The 16,410-nt window shown below is 36.5% G+C and carries 15 protein-coding genes and 1 riboswitch; of the genes, 4 read left to right on the top strand and 11 right to left on the bottom strand.

Annotated elements, in window-relative coordinates; genetic code table 11:
• Positions 1-12 precede the first annotated feature (12 nt).
• Together gatC and LOK41_RS16065 are read right to left on the bottom strand one after the other, a co-directional pair.
• On the bottom strand, positions 13-303 hold the full coding sequence (gatC, locus tag LOK41_RS16070) for an Asp-tRNA(Asn)/Glu-tRNA(Gln) amidotransferase subunit GatC (RefSeq protein ID WP_241817399.1): 291 nt from the start codon (positions 301-303) through the stop codon (positions 13-15).
• Between the two features lie 142 nt (positions 304-445).
• Positions 446-682 (bottom strand): YiaA/YiaB family inner membrane protein, encoded by a 237-nt coding sequence (locus LOK41_RS16065; protein ID WP_241817398.1) that lies wholly within the window; start codon positions 680-682, stop codon positions 446-448.
• A 432-nt stretch (positions 683-1,114) separates the two neighbouring features.
• Here LOK41_RS16065 and LOK41_RS16060 point away from each other — a divergent pair, with 432 nt between their 5' ends.
• The 3 genes from LOK41_RS16060 (at position 1,115) to LOK41_RS16050 (ending at position 3,041) form a co-directional block, all read left to right on the top strand.
• Positions 1,115-1,597 (top strand): MarR family winged helix-turn-helix transcriptional regulator, encoded by a 483-nt coding sequence (locus LOK41_RS16060; RefSeq protein WP_241817397.1) that lies wholly within the window; start codon positions 1,115-1,117, stop codon positions 1,595-1,597.
• A gap of 78 nt (positions 1,598-1,675) precedes the next feature.
• Positions 1,676-2,854 (top strand): ArsA family ATPase, encoded by a 1,179-nt coding sequence (locus LOK41_RS16055; protein ID WP_241817396.1) that lies wholly within the window; start codon positions 1,676-1,678, stop codon positions 2,852-2,854.
• Complete coding sequence (locus LOK41_RS16050; RefSeq protein WP_174102324.1) at positions 2,847-3,041, top strand: DUF3926 domain-containing protein; 195 nt, start codon at positions 2,847-2,849, stop codon at positions 3,039-3,041. Before LOK41_RS16055 ends, LOK41_RS16050 begins: the two co-directional genes overlap by 8 nt.
• A gap of 221 nt (positions 3,042-3,262) precedes the next feature.
• Here the strand turns inward: LOK41_RS16050 and LOK41_RS16045 are convergent, their stop codons facing one another.
• Genes LOK41_RS16045 through LOK41_RS16035 form a run of 3 tightly spaced genes read right to left on the bottom strand, consistent with a single transcriptional unit; the run spans position 3,263 to position 5,798 of the window.
• On the bottom strand, positions 3,263-4,102 hold the full coding sequence (locus LOK41_RS16045; RefSeq protein ID WP_241817395.1) for a MetQ/NlpA family ABC transporter substrate-binding protein: 840 nt from the start codon (positions 4,100-4,102) through the stop codon (positions 3,263-3,265).
• Between the two features lie 21 nt (positions 4,103-4,123).
• Complete coding sequence (locus LOK41_RS16040; protein WP_241817394.1) at positions 4,124-4,789, bottom strand: methionine ABC transporter permease; 666 nt, start codon at positions 4,787-4,789, stop codon at positions 4,124-4,126.
• Positions 4,779-5,798 carry a methionine ABC transporter ATP-binding protein gene (locus LOK41_RS16035; RefSeq protein WP_241817393.1) on the bottom strand — a complete coding sequence of 340 codons (1,020 nt, stop codon included), beginning with the start codon at positions 5,796-5,798 and terminating at the stop codon, positions 4,779-4,781. The genes LOK41_RS16040 and LOK41_RS16035 overlap by 11 nt, the downstream gene beginning before the upstream one ends.
• Positions 5,799-5,919: 121 nt before the next feature.
• Positions 5,920-6,024: riboswitch (SAM riboswitch) on the bottom strand.
• Between the two features lie 334 nt (positions 6,025-6,358).
• Here LOK41_RS16035 and LOK41_RS16030 point away from each other — a divergent pair.
• Entirely contained in the window at positions 6,359-6,916 is a 558-nt protein-coding gene (locus LOK41_RS16030; RefSeq protein WP_241817392.1) for a cysteine hydrolase family protein, read from the top strand.
• A 241-nt stretch (positions 6,917-7,157) separates the two neighbouring features.
• On the opposite strand, the gene pruA is transcribed toward LOK41_RS16030, so the two are convergent.
• The 6 genes from pruA to pcrB form a co-directional block, all read right to left on the bottom strand.
• The gene (pruA, locus tag LOK41_RS16025) at positions 7,158-8,705 is read right to left on the bottom strand and encodes an L-glutamate gamma-semialdehyde dehydrogenase (RefSeq protein ID WP_241817391.1); all 1,548 of its coding nucleotides are present in this window, start codon (positions 8,703-8,705) and stop codon (positions 7,158-7,160) included.
• 157 nt (positions 8,706-8,862) lie between these two features.
• Complete coding sequence (locus LOK41_RS16020; RefSeq protein ID WP_241817390.1) at positions 8,863-9,633, bottom strand: TSUP family transporter; 771 nt, start codon at positions 9,631-9,633, stop codon at positions 8,863-8,865.
• 94 nt (positions 9,634-9,727) lie between these two features.
• A complete protein-coding gene (locus LOK41_RS16015) occupies positions 9,728-10,918 on the bottom strand; it encodes a CamS family sex pheromone protein (protein WP_174102320.1) in 1,191 nt (396 codons plus the stop codon).
• Between the two features lie 16 nt (positions 10,919-10,934).
• A complete protein-coding gene (gene ligA, locus LOK41_RS16010; protein ID WP_241817389.1) occupies positions 10,935-12,944 on the bottom strand; it encodes an NAD-dependent DNA ligase LigA in 2,010 nt (669 codons plus the stop codon).
• Between the two features lie 14 nt (positions 12,945-12,958).
• Positions 12,959-15,193, bottom strand: a complete 2,235-nt coding sequence (gene pcrA, locus LOK41_RS16005; RefSeq protein ID WP_241817388.1) for a DNA helicase PcrA — start codon at positions 15,191-15,193, stop codon at positions 12,959-12,961.
• A gap of 12 nt (positions 15,194-15,205) precedes the next feature.
• A complete protein-coding gene (pcrB, locus tag LOK41_RS16000) occupies positions 15,206-15,895 on the bottom strand; it encodes a heptaprenylglyceryl phosphate synthase (protein ID WP_174102317.1) in 690 nt (229 codons plus the stop codon).
• Positions 15,896-16,410: the final 515 nt, after the last annotated feature.

The raw sequence follows: 16,410 nt of genomic DNA, 5'->3' as shown, positions 1-16,410 counted from the left end.
AATTCCCCTCCTCTATTCTAATACTGCTGGAACACGGATTTGATTATCTTTGTGATCCGGTGCATTTTTTAATACTTCTTCAACTGGTAAACCTTTTTCTGGCACATCTTCACGCATAATATTTTTCATATTTAATACGTGAGTTGTTGGTTTAATACCTGTTGTATCTAATTCATTTAACTGTTCTGCAAATGTAACAATTGCATCTAGTTGTTTTTGAAATTTTTCTGCTTCTTGATCTGTAATTGCAAGACGTGCTAAATGCGCTACATGCTTTACATTCTCAACGGAAATTCTTGACACGGCTAGGCCACCTCCATAATATATCGTTCAATCTACAATACTATTGATGATACCAAATTTTCAGTACTTCAAGCAAGTCAACACACGGTACTTACAGCATTTTTACACAAAAAAAAGAAAGGCTTTTTCCTTTCTTTACAAATTACGATTTATCAACTGGTTCTTTTTTAGGAATATGTTCATTATCTTCCTCATTATCACGAATTGTTTTTTGCAGTACAAAACATGACATTGTTAAAAACAAAGTACCTATTAAATAATATCCTTTCACACTAAGTGGTTCATCTAACGTATAAATGCCTATTAACATACCTGAAAGTGCGCATACAAACGAAGTCCATGCTAAAAATGTGAACGCTTGCGTATTTCTCCTTCTCATTGTTCTCCCCCCTTGCTAGCGATCTATCCATTATAGATAAGTATATTACTATTATGGATTTTTATGTAAATCCAAATTAAAAAACGAACATCAAATCATTCTTTTCAGATGGGAGAGAGCATCCGGCCATGCATAGAAGCGGTCAGTGCCTTTTTTCGCCCCATGCCGTGTGAAAACAAAAAGAGGAAATAAGTGGAGAATTGTTTTTACTTTCATAGCCGCAGTTCATACGTCGAAAATCAAAATGGATTTATATATCTTGGATATTTCCTGGTTAGCATTATGTATATGATAGATAAGTATATTACTATTATGAGGTTTCTTTTTCATTTAGTCTGAAAAAACAGGTAATAATCATTTGACATTTATTTGCAATAAGCATAGAATAAAAACAAATATTACGAACTTCGAAATATACGGGAGTGGAAATAATTGTTGCAATACGAACATTTTTTAGACTTACTGCTAGATAACGCCAAGAAGCTTTTCTATCCCGAAGAATGGGTAAGCCTTGATTTATCACTTTCTAAAACGGAGGTATTCTGTCTATTATGGATGGAACGAAATACAGATATTACAATGACAAAGATCTCCGAACTTCTTGATATTCCAATGAGCACGACGACAGGTGTCGTGAATCGACTTGTGAAAAAAGGATATATCGAGCGCTATCGGAATGAAAATGATCGACGCATTGTACTCATTCGTTTAACCGAAACTGGCGTACAACTCGTTCAAGAAGTGAAACAAAATGCAGCTCATTACTTTAATCTTGTGACGGAAGCATTATCAGAAGAAGAGAAAGCATTCTTACTACAAATCTTCCAAAAGATTATGAACCATATCGCTACGTCACAACAAAAACAAGTCGAAAAGCTTCCTACACCTAAGATGAAAAACATTCCGATTGAATAAAGCCCTTTATGGGTTTTTGTTCAAATTATTATTTCGACATTCGTAATATTCGACATTCGAAACAAAGGGGATATAAATATGAGAATTATTTTGTATACAGGTAAAGGCGGCGTAGGAAAAACTAGCATTTCAGCGGCAACGGCACTTCAAAGTGCAAAACAAGGGTTAAAAACATTAGTCATGAGCACGGACCCAGCTCATAGCTTAGGAGATTCATTCGGCATAAAATTATCTTCTGAACCACTAGAAATTTGTGAAAATTTATGGGCGCAGGAAATCAATACAATTTATGAAATGGAAAAAGGCTGGGGGAAATTACAGAAGTATATTACATTGCTATTCACATCAAAAGCAGCTGACGATATTACAACAGAAGAGTTAACAATGTTTCCTGGCATGGAAGACTTAATTAGTTTACTCCGTGTACTCGATTACTATAAACAAAAAACATATGATGTCATCATTATTGACTGCGCACCAACTGGAGAAACGCTAGCCATGTTAAGCTTTCCTGATATGCTCGGCTGGTGGATGGAAAAACTCTTTCCGATCAAAAGAAAAGTTTTAAAAGTTGTCCGTCCTGTTGCACAACCGCTCCTCGGCGTCCCACTCCCTACTGATGATATTATGGATGAATTAACGAATACACTTGAACAGCTAGGGGAAATGCGGGATATTTTATCGAATCGAGAAGTAACGAGTATTCGCGTTGTTGTCAATCCAGAAAAAATGGTTATTAAAGAAGCGCAGCGTAGTTTCACCTATTTAAATTTATATGATTATAACGTCGATGCCATCATGATTAACCGTGTCATCCCTGATACTGTTACCGACTCCTACTTCCAAGCGTGGAAAGATGCTCAAAAGAAATATAAAGCACTCATCCAAGATAGCTTTCAACCACTTCCTATTTATGAAGCTCCGATGTTTGAACAAGAAGTAGTTGGTTTACCTATGCTAGAGCGTGTAGGAGATGCTTTATTCAAAGATGATGCAGAACCAACCACCGTAAAATTTAACGGTCGTACACAATATGTAAAAAAAGATGGAGATGTATATATTTTTGTTCTCTCTATTCCATTCTCAGATAAAAGTGAGCTCTCTTTAAATCAAAAAGGTGATGAACTTATCATTCGCGCCGGTTCTGTTAAACGTAACATTACGTTACCTAAAACGTTAACACATTTATCCATTCAAGGAGCGAAATTTGAAGGGGATGTACTAAACATTCGTTTTGGAGGTGTGGTTCATGCGTGAAGAGTTATTAAGAAAAGTCATTCGGACAAAAATAGAGGTTGGGATGCATCTCATAAATGAACTACCTACTCCCTTTGGACAACAAGCTAAAAAAGTGATAAATATTTTACAAGAAGAACTCTCTTCTTGTATACAGGAAAAGAAACAACCGACAGAAAAATCATTAAAACGTATCACAATTGAATAATTACAGTAAAAATAAGAAACCTCTTTTCAGTTAGTTTCTTTACTTGATCAAATAAAAAGGACCAGAAAAACTCCTGGTCCTTTACTCTACCTAACAGACATTGGATTTTATATGATACAGAATTGGAAGGTACAAAATTAGGGTATCGGCCGTTAGGCATGGTATATGTTGAACGAGCTAACAGCGGAGGGGTTCCTACTGTTAGTTCGTTAAACCCGATGTTATTTTACGATTTTCTCTAACTCCTCAAATGAAAGATCTACTGAAATTGCACCATCTTTTGTGTCTTTCTTAATGGCATCTGTTACTTCTTTTGAATGGTACAATTCAATCACTTTTTTAATCGTTGGATCATTTTTATCTTTCGTGCGAGCTGCGAAAATATTAATATATGGTTTCGCATTCTCGTTTTTTGGATCTTCTAAGAAAATAGGATCTTTCGTTGGGTTTAAGCCAGCTTGACCCGCAACGCCGTTATTAATAACGGAAGCTGCTACATCTTTTAATACACGTGGTGTTTGCTGCGCAACAACTGGTGTAATTTTTAATTTCTTTGGATTTTCTGCGATACCACTTGGGTCACCAAATAGTCCAAAATCTTTTTTCAATTTTAATAAACCAGCTGCATCAAGAAGTTTTAATGCACGCGCTTGGTTCGTTGGATCATTAGGAATGGCAATTTCTGAACCAGATGGAATTTCACTTGGTTTTTTATATTTCTCAGAGAATAATCCCATTGGTGCAATTTGAGTTGTTCCAACAGCTGTAATATCTAACTTATGTTCCTTTTTAAACTGTTCTAAAAAGGCAATATGTTGAAATGAGTTCAATTCGATATCACCATCAGCTAACGCCTTGTTTGGTGTTGTATAATCCGAAAACTCTACAAGTTTAACTTTAATTCCTTCTTTTTCAGCTTTCTTCTGAAGAATCGGCCAAGCTTCACCATCTGTTCCTGTTATACCGACGCGAACCACCTTCTCTTTTGCATCAGCCCCGCAACCGCTTAATACTGACGCACTAACCAACGCTGATAATGCAAATGCTAATATCTTTCTCATTTTCTTTTCCTCTCTTCCTTCTTATGATCTACGTAAAAATACTTTTGCGAAATAATTTCCTAAGTTTTGCGCAATTTGTACAAGAATAATAAGTAATACAACTGTCACGAACATAACGGATGTATCGAAGCGTTGATAGCCGTATGTCATTGCTAAATCACCAAGGCCGCCACCGCCGACAAGACCAGCAACTGCCGAAAATTCAATTAAACCAACTGTCATAAATGTAACCCCTAAAATTAATGGTGCTAATGCTTCTGGAACAAGAATTTCAAATACAATTCTTAGTGGTGATGCTCCCATCGCTTGAGCTGCCTCAATCACTCCTTTTGGAACGGAAACAAGATTTGTTTCGACCATTCTTGCAATCCCAATTGAGGCAACAAGTGTCATTGGAAAGATTGCTGCCGCTGTTCCAATTGTTGTTCCAATAATCGAACGTGTTAAAGGACTTAACGCTACTAAAAAGATAATGAATGGAATTGGACGAATCGTATTAATAACAATATTAAGAATGGAAAAGACCAGTTTGTTTTCTAAAAAGTTCCCTTTTCTTGTTACATATAACAGTAAACCTAGAGGTATACCGAGTATTGTAGCAAATATAAGGGTTACAATTACCATTAAGAGGGTATCCCCTGTCGCATCTAAAATGCGGGGCCAAAATATACTCCAATCAACTCGCATGACCTTCAACCTCCTTCAGTACTACTTGCAGTCTTAGATGTTGCAATGCCTTTTGAATTTCTTTCTGCTCACCTTGTAGTTCTACAAGAAGATTTCCAAATAAAATACCTTGCAGTTCAATAATATTTCCATAGAGCACATTTACATCTACATTATAATTTTTAGCAATATACGATAATAATGGCTGTCCGGTCTCTTCACCTGTAAATGTTAAGCGGTAAATCTGTCCACCATTTTGGATTTTCGCTAGAATACTTTCTGGTAAGTGATCGTTAACAACTAAACGAACAAAATTTTGCGTCGTCTTTGTTTTAGGTTTAGTAAAGACATCAAATAATGTTCCTTCTTCAATTACTCTTCCTTTTTCCATAACAGCTACACGGTGACAAATTTCTTTCACAACCTGCATTTCGTGTGTAATAAGGAGTATTGTTAAATTGTATTCCTTGTTTACTTTCTTTAATAGATTCAAAATCTCTGCCGTTGTTTCAGGATCTAGTGCTGATGTTGCTTCATCACAAATGAGAATATCTGGTGATGTAGCAAGTGCTCTTGCAATCCCTACGCGTTGCTTCTGACCACCTGAAAGCTGCTCTGGATAATAGTTTGCTTTATCTTCTAGTCCAACAAACTTTAGCAATTCATTTACTCGGTCTTTTATCTCATTCTTTGGCAATTTCGCTAATTTCAATGGATAAGCAATATTCCCAAATACTGTTCTCGAATTAAATAGATTAAAACTCTGAAAAATCATTCCGATTCTTTGTCTCAGTTTTCGTAATTCTTTCGTTGTTAACGATGTAATATCTTTCTCATCTATTGAGATTGTTCCCGATGTTGGTCGTTCTAACATATTCACTAAACGTAACAATGTACTCTTTCCAGCTCCACTGAAGCCGATAATGCCAAATATCTCACCCTTTTCAACCGATAAGGTTACATCTTCAACAGCGTAAACTGGTTGACCACCTGATTCATATACTTTACTTACATTTTCAAAAGAAATCATTACTTTCCCCTCCTATATGCTGTAATAACTTGAAGCAGAGCTTTGAGGTAAAATAAAAAATGCCCTCCTTCTTATCCGTAATAAAAATAAGAAGAAGAGCATTTATATACTCATTCACATCTTCTCATCTTCCAAGCCTCTAAGAGCTTGCTGGAATTAGCACGGTATTCAAAAACCCGTTGCTGAGGTATCATAGGGCCAGTCCCTCCACCTCTCTGGATAAGAGTGTATCGATTTAATTGTCATTTAATTAAGTTTTATTATAAGACTCCGAAAAACAAGAGTCAATAAAACATTCTAAAATATATTAATTATTTTTCTATTAAAATTTTCGAATAAAAGAAAATTTCTTTTTTATCCCGCATGAATAGGGAGTAATACTCCCACCTCAAAATTCAGCGAAGCAAAGAAGTTAAGTATGGAATGAAGCTCCCACCCACTGATCAAAGTTTAACTTTATGTAAAATTCTTCTTCGTCTACTTTTTCAAAAAGGAAAATATCCGCTGCTAATTGAATAACATTACATGAATACGAAACAAAATGGAGGCCGATAACTGATATGAAAACAGCCCTTTTACTCGTTGATATTCAAAATGATTATTTTCCAAATGGCAAAATGGAACTGCGCGGTACCGTTGAAGCTAGCGAGTATGCAAGTCAACTACTTCAGCATTTTCGAGAAGTGAATCAATCTATTTTTCATATCCAACATGTATCTATTAAAGAAAATGCTACTTTTTTTCTCCCTAACACAGAAGGCGTCCACATCCATGAGAATGTTCGCCCCTTAAAAAATGAAAAAGTTATTCTCAAACACTATCCAAACAGTTTTCGGGAAACGGACCTATTAGAGCAATTGCAAAACTTAGAAATTGAACATGTGATTATATGCGGGATGATGACTCATATGTGCATTGATGCTACAGTAAGAGCTGCTTTTGATTTCGGTTTTCGTTGCACTGTTGTGCATGATGCATGCGCAACAAAAGATCTCCTCTTTAAAAATGCTACGATTCCTGCTGTCTATATCCATAATACAATTTTAGCAAGTTTAAATGACATATATGCAGATGTCATGAGCACAGAAGAGTTTTTAAGTTTTAGAAACTCCATTTAAAAAATAAAAACACTACTTTCAGTGAGCAAAACCGAAAGTAGTGTCCTCTTGTCTAACCATAGATTTCCTTTCAAATTGTATTATACAGGAAATTCGAAAAATTAATACAGAAAAATATGACGAATGGATTATTTTTTCTGTTGGTTTTGTGTCTTTTCATCTTTAAAGAAATTTTCCCATCAATATCTTTCTTATATAAAAAAGACCTTCCCCATTACAGGAAGGCCTTTTCATCTATTTCTTATAAAGTTTCAGAAGTAGTTTTTCCTTGCATATGAAGTGCGATATAGTCAGGTCCACCAGCTTTAGAGTCTGTACCAGACATGTTAAAGCCACCAAATGGTTGGTAACCTACGATTGCACCAGTACATCCACGGTTGAAGTATAAGTTACCAACGTGGAAGTCTTCACGTGCTTTTTCGATATGTTCACGGTTATTAGAAACAACAGCTCCTGTTAAACCGTATTCTGTATTGTTTGCAATTGCAAGCGCATGATCAAAGTCCTTAGCTTTACAGAATGCTACTACTGGTCCGAAGATTTCTTCTTTCATTAAGCGAGCATCTTCCGCAACGTCAGCAACGATTGTTGGTTGGATGAACCAGCCTTTAGAGTCGTCTCCTTCGCCACCTGCTACGATTTTACCTTCTTCTTTACCAATCGCAACATAGCTCATTACTTTATCGAATGCAGCTTGGTCATTAACAGGACCCATGTTTGTACCTAGTTCAGCTGGGTTCGCAACTGTTAATTCTTTTGTTAATTCAACAGCACGATTTAATACGTGATCGTACACATCTTCGTGGATTACTGCACGAGAACACGCAGAACATTTTTGTCCTGAGAATCCAAATGCAGATGCAACGATAGATTTAGCAGCTAATTCAAGATCTGCTTCTTTATCAACAACGATTGTATCTTTACCGCCCATTTCAGCGATAACGCGTTTTAACCAAATTTGGCCTGGATTTACTTTTGCTGCACGCTCATAAATACGAATACCTACATCGCGTGATCCAGTGAAGCTAATGAAACGTGTACGAGGATGATCTACTAAGTAGTCACCAACTTCAGAACCACTACCTGGAACGAAGTTTACTACGCCAGCTGGTAAACCAGCTTCTTCTAACACTTCCATAAATTTCGCTGCTACTACAGGAGTTGTACTAGCTGGTTTTAGTAATACTGTGTTACCAGAAACTACTGCAGCTGTTGTCATACCCGCCATAATTGCGAATGGGAAGTTCCAAGGAGAAATGATAACACCTACTCCTAATGGAATGTAAGAGAAACGATTATATTCAATTGGACGGCTTTCTACTGGGATACCGTCTTTTAATTTTAACATTTGACGACCATAATATTCCATAAAGTCGATTGCTTCTGCTGTATCAGCATCCGCCTCATTCCATGGTTTACCTGCTTCTTTTACAAGAATAGCGGAGAACTCATGTTTTCTACGACGAACGATTGCTGCAGCGCGGAATAAAATGTCTGCACGCATTTCTGGTTTTGACTTTCTCCAAGTTTGGAATGTTTCATCCGCCACTTGCATCGCTTTTTCAGCTAATTCACGGCTTGCTTTTGAAACACTACCCACAACTTCTTCTTTATTTGCAGGGTTTACAGAAACGATTTTCTCGTCTGTAGTGATCTTTTCTCCCCCGATAATTAATGGATAGTCTTGTCCAAGATAAGATTCTACTGTCTTTAAACCTTCTTCAAACGCTAACTTGTTAGCCTCTACTGAAAAATCTGTAAATGGCTCATGTTTGTATGCTACTACCATTCTTTTAGCCTCCCCTTAGAAAAACGTTTACATTTTACAACATTATTCTACACGATAATTTAGATTTATTCAAATATTCCTAGACTTATATTTTAAAAATTAATTAATTTTTAAAATATAATAATAATAATAAAAAGCTTCATACGTACGTATAAAGCTAAATAATATGAGCATATTCCATAATATTTTTTCCAATTAATAGAATTGTTACTAATAAAAATAAAGTACGAACATATCCAACACCTTTTTGCACAGCAAACTTCGATCCTAAATATGCTCCAAAAATCATAGATAATCCCATAATAATACCGTATTCAAAATGAATAATATCTAAAAATAAAAATGTAATTAAAGATACAATGTTACTAACGAAATTCAAAACTTTTCCAGATGCAGCTGCTCGAATAAAATCCAAACCAATTAATAAAAATGCAAAAATTAAAAATGATCCTGTCCCCGGTCCAAAAAATCCATCATAAAATCCTACAATTAAAATAACGAAGTAAAACATTAATGTTTTTCCTTTTGTCATCTTTTTATAGGTGGAGACACTTCCCCAATCTTTTTTTACAATAATATAAATTGCAATAAATACTAACATAACGAGTACAAGTGGACGTAAAATATCTGGTGGAATAAATTTTACAACTAAAGCTCCCAAAACAGCCCCAATAATAGTTAATGGTATTAACTTTCCTACTATACGAAAATCAACTTTTTTTGAACGAATAAAATAAATTGTACTTGTTAATGACCCCATCGTCGAAGCTAACTTATTTGTCGCGATTGCCGAAGCTGGTGGTAATCCTACAAACATAAGTGCTGGAAGTGAAATAAGCCCTCCTCCCCCAACAACCGAATCAATAAATGCGGCCAAAAAACCAAAAGCAACGAGTAATACAATAATCTGTAAACTTAACTCATCCATGCCTTTTCTCCTTACCCCTTTAATTCATAACATTAGAAATTATAACAAAATTGCAGCAAAAAAAAAGCTGTTCCATATAGGAACCGCTTTTTTCTTAATCAAAAATTTTCACAAATGGCTCATCCTGCTTCGCCTCGCGAATAATAATTGCTTCTGGTCGTTCAACAGATTTAATTGTCACTTGTACTTTTACATAATTCGGGAAGTATTCCATCACTTTGCCAGCAACATATTGCGTGAACCCAATTACTTCTGCTTTTCCATTAAACTGAACAGGAATTTCAATCTTCATTTCTTGCAATTGATCATCTTTATAAAATCCTGTACCAACCACAGCTGTATAATCATTTTTGAAATACTTTTTTAACTCTACTTTAAAGTTTTCTACGTTTGTATAATCTTCGCGCACATCTGTTTTGGCTGCTTCAGAAGGGAACAAGTAATATTTTTCGTTAATTGCTTTCCAATCCTCTATCTTTTCACTACCTTTATCTACTTGCGCATACGATACAAATTTCCCTGGTACAAGTGCCGATTTTGGTCCTTGGCGATAAATCGCGAACGTAATCGGAACATTTTTCGTATCTGCATTTTTGTGTAACACTTTTAAAATCTCTTCTGCCATTGGCTTTGCTTTTTCTAACATTTCTTGTTCACTAATTTCTGTTTCACGTGGATATCCATTTTCTTCATTAAAATAATGAACCGAGTTCATCGCAAGACCAATCACAATACCTCCAAGTTCAACTTCGTTATTATTTTTTTTCAAATAATAATCATGCTCTAAAATATTCGAAAGATATATTGGTGTTTTTTTGTTTCGAACCTCTAATGATTCCGATCCTGCTTCTAACGCTGGATTCAACCCAATGTTAGGAAATTTCACTGCGTCTTTTTTCAGCTTTTCTTCTAACTCTTTTTGCTCCGCATCTGTACGCTTTCTCTTTACAAGCATTTGAACTGTTTCTTTATCTAAAAAGTTCCCACCTTTGAATAGGTAATCCTTTGTACTAAATGACCCTTTCGCAATACGCATTAATCCTGTTTCAAATTCATCAATATCTAGGCGACTATTCAATCCTTGTACAACTAAGCCACGTGCAGAACCTGGATCAAATGGAACTGTCGTTTTATAATACTCATCAGAAATAGAATATTTCGGAACGATTGCTTGTTCCTTTGAGTTACCCGATTTTTCAACAACTTTTTCTTCTTTTTGTATACCTGCGCTACATCCGCTTACAAGTAGCCCAAGACTTAATACCGCTAACGCTATTTTTTTCATGGTAAGTTTGCACCTCTTACTTATTCAGCTCTTGTAAGAACCTCTCTTCATTCCAAACCTCAATATTATGCTTCTCTGCTTGTGCTAATTTTGATCCTGCTGCTTCACCAGCAACGACTAAATCCGTACTTTTACTTACACTACCTGTTACTTTCCCACCTAGCTCTTCAATCTTTTTCTTCGCTTCAGTGCGCCCCATAACTTCTAGTTTTCCTGTTAGGACAATTGTTTTTCCAGCGAAATAAGATTCAACATGTTGTAAATCCACACGTTTTATACCTTTATAGGTCATATTAACGCCGTACTCTTTAAATTGCTGTAATAATTCTAACACGTCTTCATTATCGAAGTACGTTACGATTGATTGAGCCATTTTCTCGCCAATTTCATTAATCTCTTTTAACTCTTCTTCTGTTGCTTTTACAAGGTGGTCCATTGTTTCAAAATGCTCAGCTAACGTGCGGGCAGCTTTAGCACCAACATGACGAATACCTAGCCCAAATAATAGACGCTCTAGCGAATTTTCTTTAGAGACTTCAATTGCTTGTACTAATTTAGAAGCTGATTTCTCACCAAAACGCTCTAACTGTAACAATTGTTCCTGCGTTAATGGATATAAATCTGCAAATGTTCGAATATAATCTGCTTCAAAGAGCTGTGTAATAACACGTTCTCCAAGTCCATCAATATTCATTGCATTTCTTGAGACGAAATGGATTAACCCTTCACGAATTTGCGCTGGGCATGTCGGATTAATACAACGAAGAGCTACCTCTTCTTCTAAACGAACAAGTTCGCTGTCACAAGTTGGACAATGCGTTGGCATATGATACTCTTCTTCTTCACCAGTACGTTTATCAAAAATCACGTTAACCACTTCTGGAATGATATCTCCAGCTTTTTTCACAACAACATAGTCACCAATTCGAATGTCTTTTTCACGAATTAAATCCTCATTATGTAAAGATGCACGGCGGACAATTGTTCCTGCCACTCGAACAGGCTCTAGTTCCGCAGTTGGTGTTACAACACCAGTGCGTCCCACACTTAGTTCAATCCCTGTTAATCTCGTTACAACTTCTTCTGCCGGAAACTTATAAGCAATCGCCCAGCGCGGGCTCTTTGCTGTTGTTCCTAAACTCTCTTGCAGCGTGACATCGTCTACTTTAATTACAATTCCATCGATCTCATAATCAAGGTCCGGACGCTTTTCCTGCCATTCTTCTACATAAGCGATTACGTCTTCAATTGTTTCACATGTGCGGCGATTTGGATTTGTTTTAAATCCAAGCTCGCCTAAGAAGTTTAGTGACTTGCTATGTGATGCAATCGTCTTTTCTTCTACATCAGCAAGACCGTACACAAACATAGACAGACTTCGTTTCGCAGCAATTTTCGGATCTAGCTGACGAAGTGATCCGGCTGCTGCGTTACGTGGATTTGCAAAAACTGCTTCACCATTTTGTTCTTTTTCTTCATTTAATTTTACGAATGAACGCTTTGGCATATAGGCCTCGCCACGCGCTTCTAATGTTACTTCTTCTTTCAAACGAAGAGGAATCGCTTTAATTGTTTTTAAATTTTGCGTAATATCTTCACCAGTTACACCATCACCACGTGTTGCCCCTTGAACGAAGCGTCCTTTTTCATAATGAAGGGAAACAGCAAGACCGTCAATTTTTAGTTCGCATATATATCTTACATTTAAACCATCAATTCCTTGACGTACTCTGCGATCAAAATCACGTAAATCTCCTGCATTAAAGGCATTTCCTAAACTTAGCATCGGTGATTTATGCGTTACTTTTTCAAATATATCAAGCACTGCTCCCCCAACTCGAACAGTGGGAGAGTCTTCTGTTAAAAATTCTGGGTTCTCTGCTTCTAATTTTATAAGCTCCTGCATATCACGGTCATATTCCGCGTCAGAAACAGAAGGATTGTCTAATACGTGATATTGATAGTTAAATGCATTCAGCATATCACGCAGTTCTTCTATACGCTGCTTTGCCTTTTCTTTTGACATATCCTTACTCCTCTCTATTGTTTCGTTACAGGTGCGAATTTTGCTAATAAACGTTTAATACCAATCGGGCTTGGGAATGCAATATCTAATTCTTTTGCGTCACCTTCACCTTTCACACTTACAACTGTACCTACTCCCCATTTTTGATGGGATGCTTTATCACCTACAGCCCAACCAATTTGCTCTCCTCCTGTCGTTTTTGCAGTCGGACGTACAAATGGAGAGCGAGAACGTGTTGTCATTGTCGTCGCACTAGCTGTTCTTCCTTTTGCACTAAATGTTTCACGCTTTGGTGCTGTTTCATTTAATGACTCTAGTAACTCTGTGGGAATTTCTGAAATAAATCGAGATGCGGCATTCATATTTGTTCTACCAAATAAAGTACGCATTTGAGCGTTCGATAAATATAACTCTTCTTCCGCACGAGTGATTCCTACATAGGCTAAGCGGCGTTCTTCTTGCATTTCATCTTCTTCCATAAGAGAACGAGTATGTGGGAAGACTCCCTCCTCTAAACCAATAATAAAGACAACCGGGAACTCCAATCCTTTTGCCGAGTGCATCGTCATTAAAATAACTTCTTCACCTGCAGTTGGATCCTCATCCACACGATCAATATCCGCAACAAGCGCTAAATCTGTTAAGAAAGCAACAAGACTCTTATCTTCACTTTGTGATTCGAATGTTTGCGTAACAGATAAGAACTCATCTAAGTTTTCAAGTCGCCCTTCAGCTTCTAAAGAACGTTCATTCTTTAACATATCGCGGTAACCTGTCTTCTCAATTACTTCTTCTACTAGTTCCGTAACGGATAAATATTCTTGCATGTTTACCCAGTTGTGTAATAGACTTGCAAATTCTTTTACTGCTTTTGTGATTTTTGCACTTACTCCAACATGCTCAATTTCATCTAATACAGCTGTTAATGAAATACCATTTTGCACGCCGTAGTTAATAATTTTATCGATAGACGTGGCACCGATTCCGCGTTTTGGCATGTTAATAATACGCGCGAAACTAATTTCATCATCCGGATTTGCAATTAAACGTAAGTAAGCCAAAATATCCTTAATCTCTTTACGGTCGTAGAACTTAATGCCACCGACAATTTTGTATGGGATATTTGATTTTAAGAAAATCTCCTCGACCATACGAGACTGCGCGTTCGTACGATACAGAACCGCAAAGTCTGTATATTTTCGATTTCCCATTTGAATTTCATCACGAATTTTCTTCGCAACAAAATATGCTTCATCTTTTTCCGTTGCAGCACGGTAATACGAAATTTTACTTCCGATTTGATTATCCGTCCATAATTTTTTCGGTTTACGATTTGAATTGTTTTCAATTACAGCGTTGGCTGCATTTAAAATATTTTGTGATGAACGATAATTTTGTTCTAACAAGATAACCTGTGCATTCTCATAGTCCTTTTCAAATGACAAAATGTTAGAAATATCCGCCCCACGCCAACGATAAATTGACTGGTCAGAATCACCAACAACACAAAGATTTTTAAAGCGAGCTGCTAATTTATTTACAAGAATGTATTGTGCTCTGTTCGTATCTTGATACTCATCAACGTGAATGTATTGGAATTTACGTTGATAAAATTCCAATACTTCTGGAATACGATCAAATAATTGAATCGTGGTCATAATTAAGTCATCAAAGTCTAATGAATTATTTTTCAGAAGACGTTTTTGATACTCTGTATATACATCACTTGTTAATTTTTCAAATGGATCAGCAATTGAAATTTGCTTTGCATATTTGTCAGCTGATAACAATTCATTTTTCGCATTACTAATACCACCTAAAATAGAACGTGGATCGAATTTCTTCGGATCAATATTTCGCTCTTTCATGATTTTTTTTACGACAGTAAGTTGATCACTTGCATCTAAAATCGTAAAGTTTCGATTAATCCCAATACGGTCGATATCACGACGTAAAATACGTACACACATCGAGTGGAACGTAGAAATCCAAATATCTTCTGCTTCCGGACCAACAAGTGTATCGATACGCTCACGCATTTCACGAGCTGCCTTATTTGTAAAGGTAATTGCTAATACGTTCCAAGGTGCTACACCTTTTTCACCAAGTAAGTATGCAATACGATGTGTTAGCACACGCGTCTTACCACTACCTGCACCCGCCATTAATAAAAGTGGTCCATTTGTTGTTTGCACTGCTTTTTGTTGCTCTGGGTTTAAACCATTTAATAATTTATCAGTTATACTCATATGTGCCTGCACCTACTCTCCTTTTACAGCTTTTACTGTTTGTAACGCCGCTTTTATATCATCATAAATTACATTTCCTACAACAACTGTATCAGCGCACTGCGCCATTTCTTTTGCCTCTTTCGCACTTGAAATTCCGCCGCCGTAATATAGTTTTGCTTGTTGTAATTCTGCCTTTACATTTTTAACAAGTTCAATATCTCCATAAGTGCCGCTATATTCTAAATAGAAAATCGGCAAGTTCAGAAGCTTGTCTGCCATACGTGCATATGCAATCACATCATCTTCTGTTAAATCACATTTCGCTTCTGTAAGCTGAGCTACCTTCGCTTTTGGATTTAAAACACAATATCCTTCCATGAAAATTTCATCCCAGTTCATAATATCCCCAAATTCTTTCAATGCCTCATGGTGAATCCCCGTTACCCATTCTACTTTGCGGCTATTTAAAACACTTGGGATGTAGTAAAAATCAAACCCTGGTGTAAGTGCTTCAATGTCAGAAACCTCTAACACGCAAGGAACTGCATATCTACGAATGCTTACTAGCATATGTAATACATTATCTATCGTTACTCCATCACTTCCGCCTACAATTACTGCGTCCGTTCCAGACTCACAAATCATTTCTAAATGTTCATCACTTAATTCTTTATTTGGATCAAGCTTAAATACATGTTTCCACTGTGAAATATCGTACATGAAAACACCCTTTCTTTTATCTAATCATCTTTATATGCTTTTTCAAAAAAGCGGTTATTTTGACCACACTTTTTAAACTTCCTTTTACTATACACGTTTAAAAAGGAGGATCTAGAGAACCGAGCAGTTCGAGGCACGGAAGTCAAGAGGACACGGAGTGTAGCTTTTACTACATGAGTACCGGACTGGCGACGTAACGAAGAAATGCGACAGCTTTCTTGACCGGACTTTTTAAACTTCCTTTTACTATACACGTTTAAAAAGGAGGATCTAGAGAACCGAGCAGTTCGAGGCGCTGCAGCCAGGAGGATACGGAGTGTAGCTTTTACTACATGAGTACCGGACTGGCAAAGCAACGAAGAAATGCGAAGGTTATCTTGACCGGACTTTTTAAACTTCCTTTTATGCATTCTTACATTATAACAAAAAAAGACACCTATACACACGCCCAATCCAACATCTTTTTCACCGTCAAATGTTGGATTACATATCGTGAAACTTACGCGGAATAATAA

This window comes from Bacillus sp. TL12 (assembly GCF_022625245.1).
In the GTDB taxonomy this organism is placed as follows: domain Bacteria; phylum Bacillota; class Bacilli; order Bacillales; family Bacillaceae_G; genus Bacillus_A.
The sequence above is the reverse complement of the archived record's forward strand: the minus strand, read 5'-3'. Positions and strand labels throughout refer to the sequence as shown.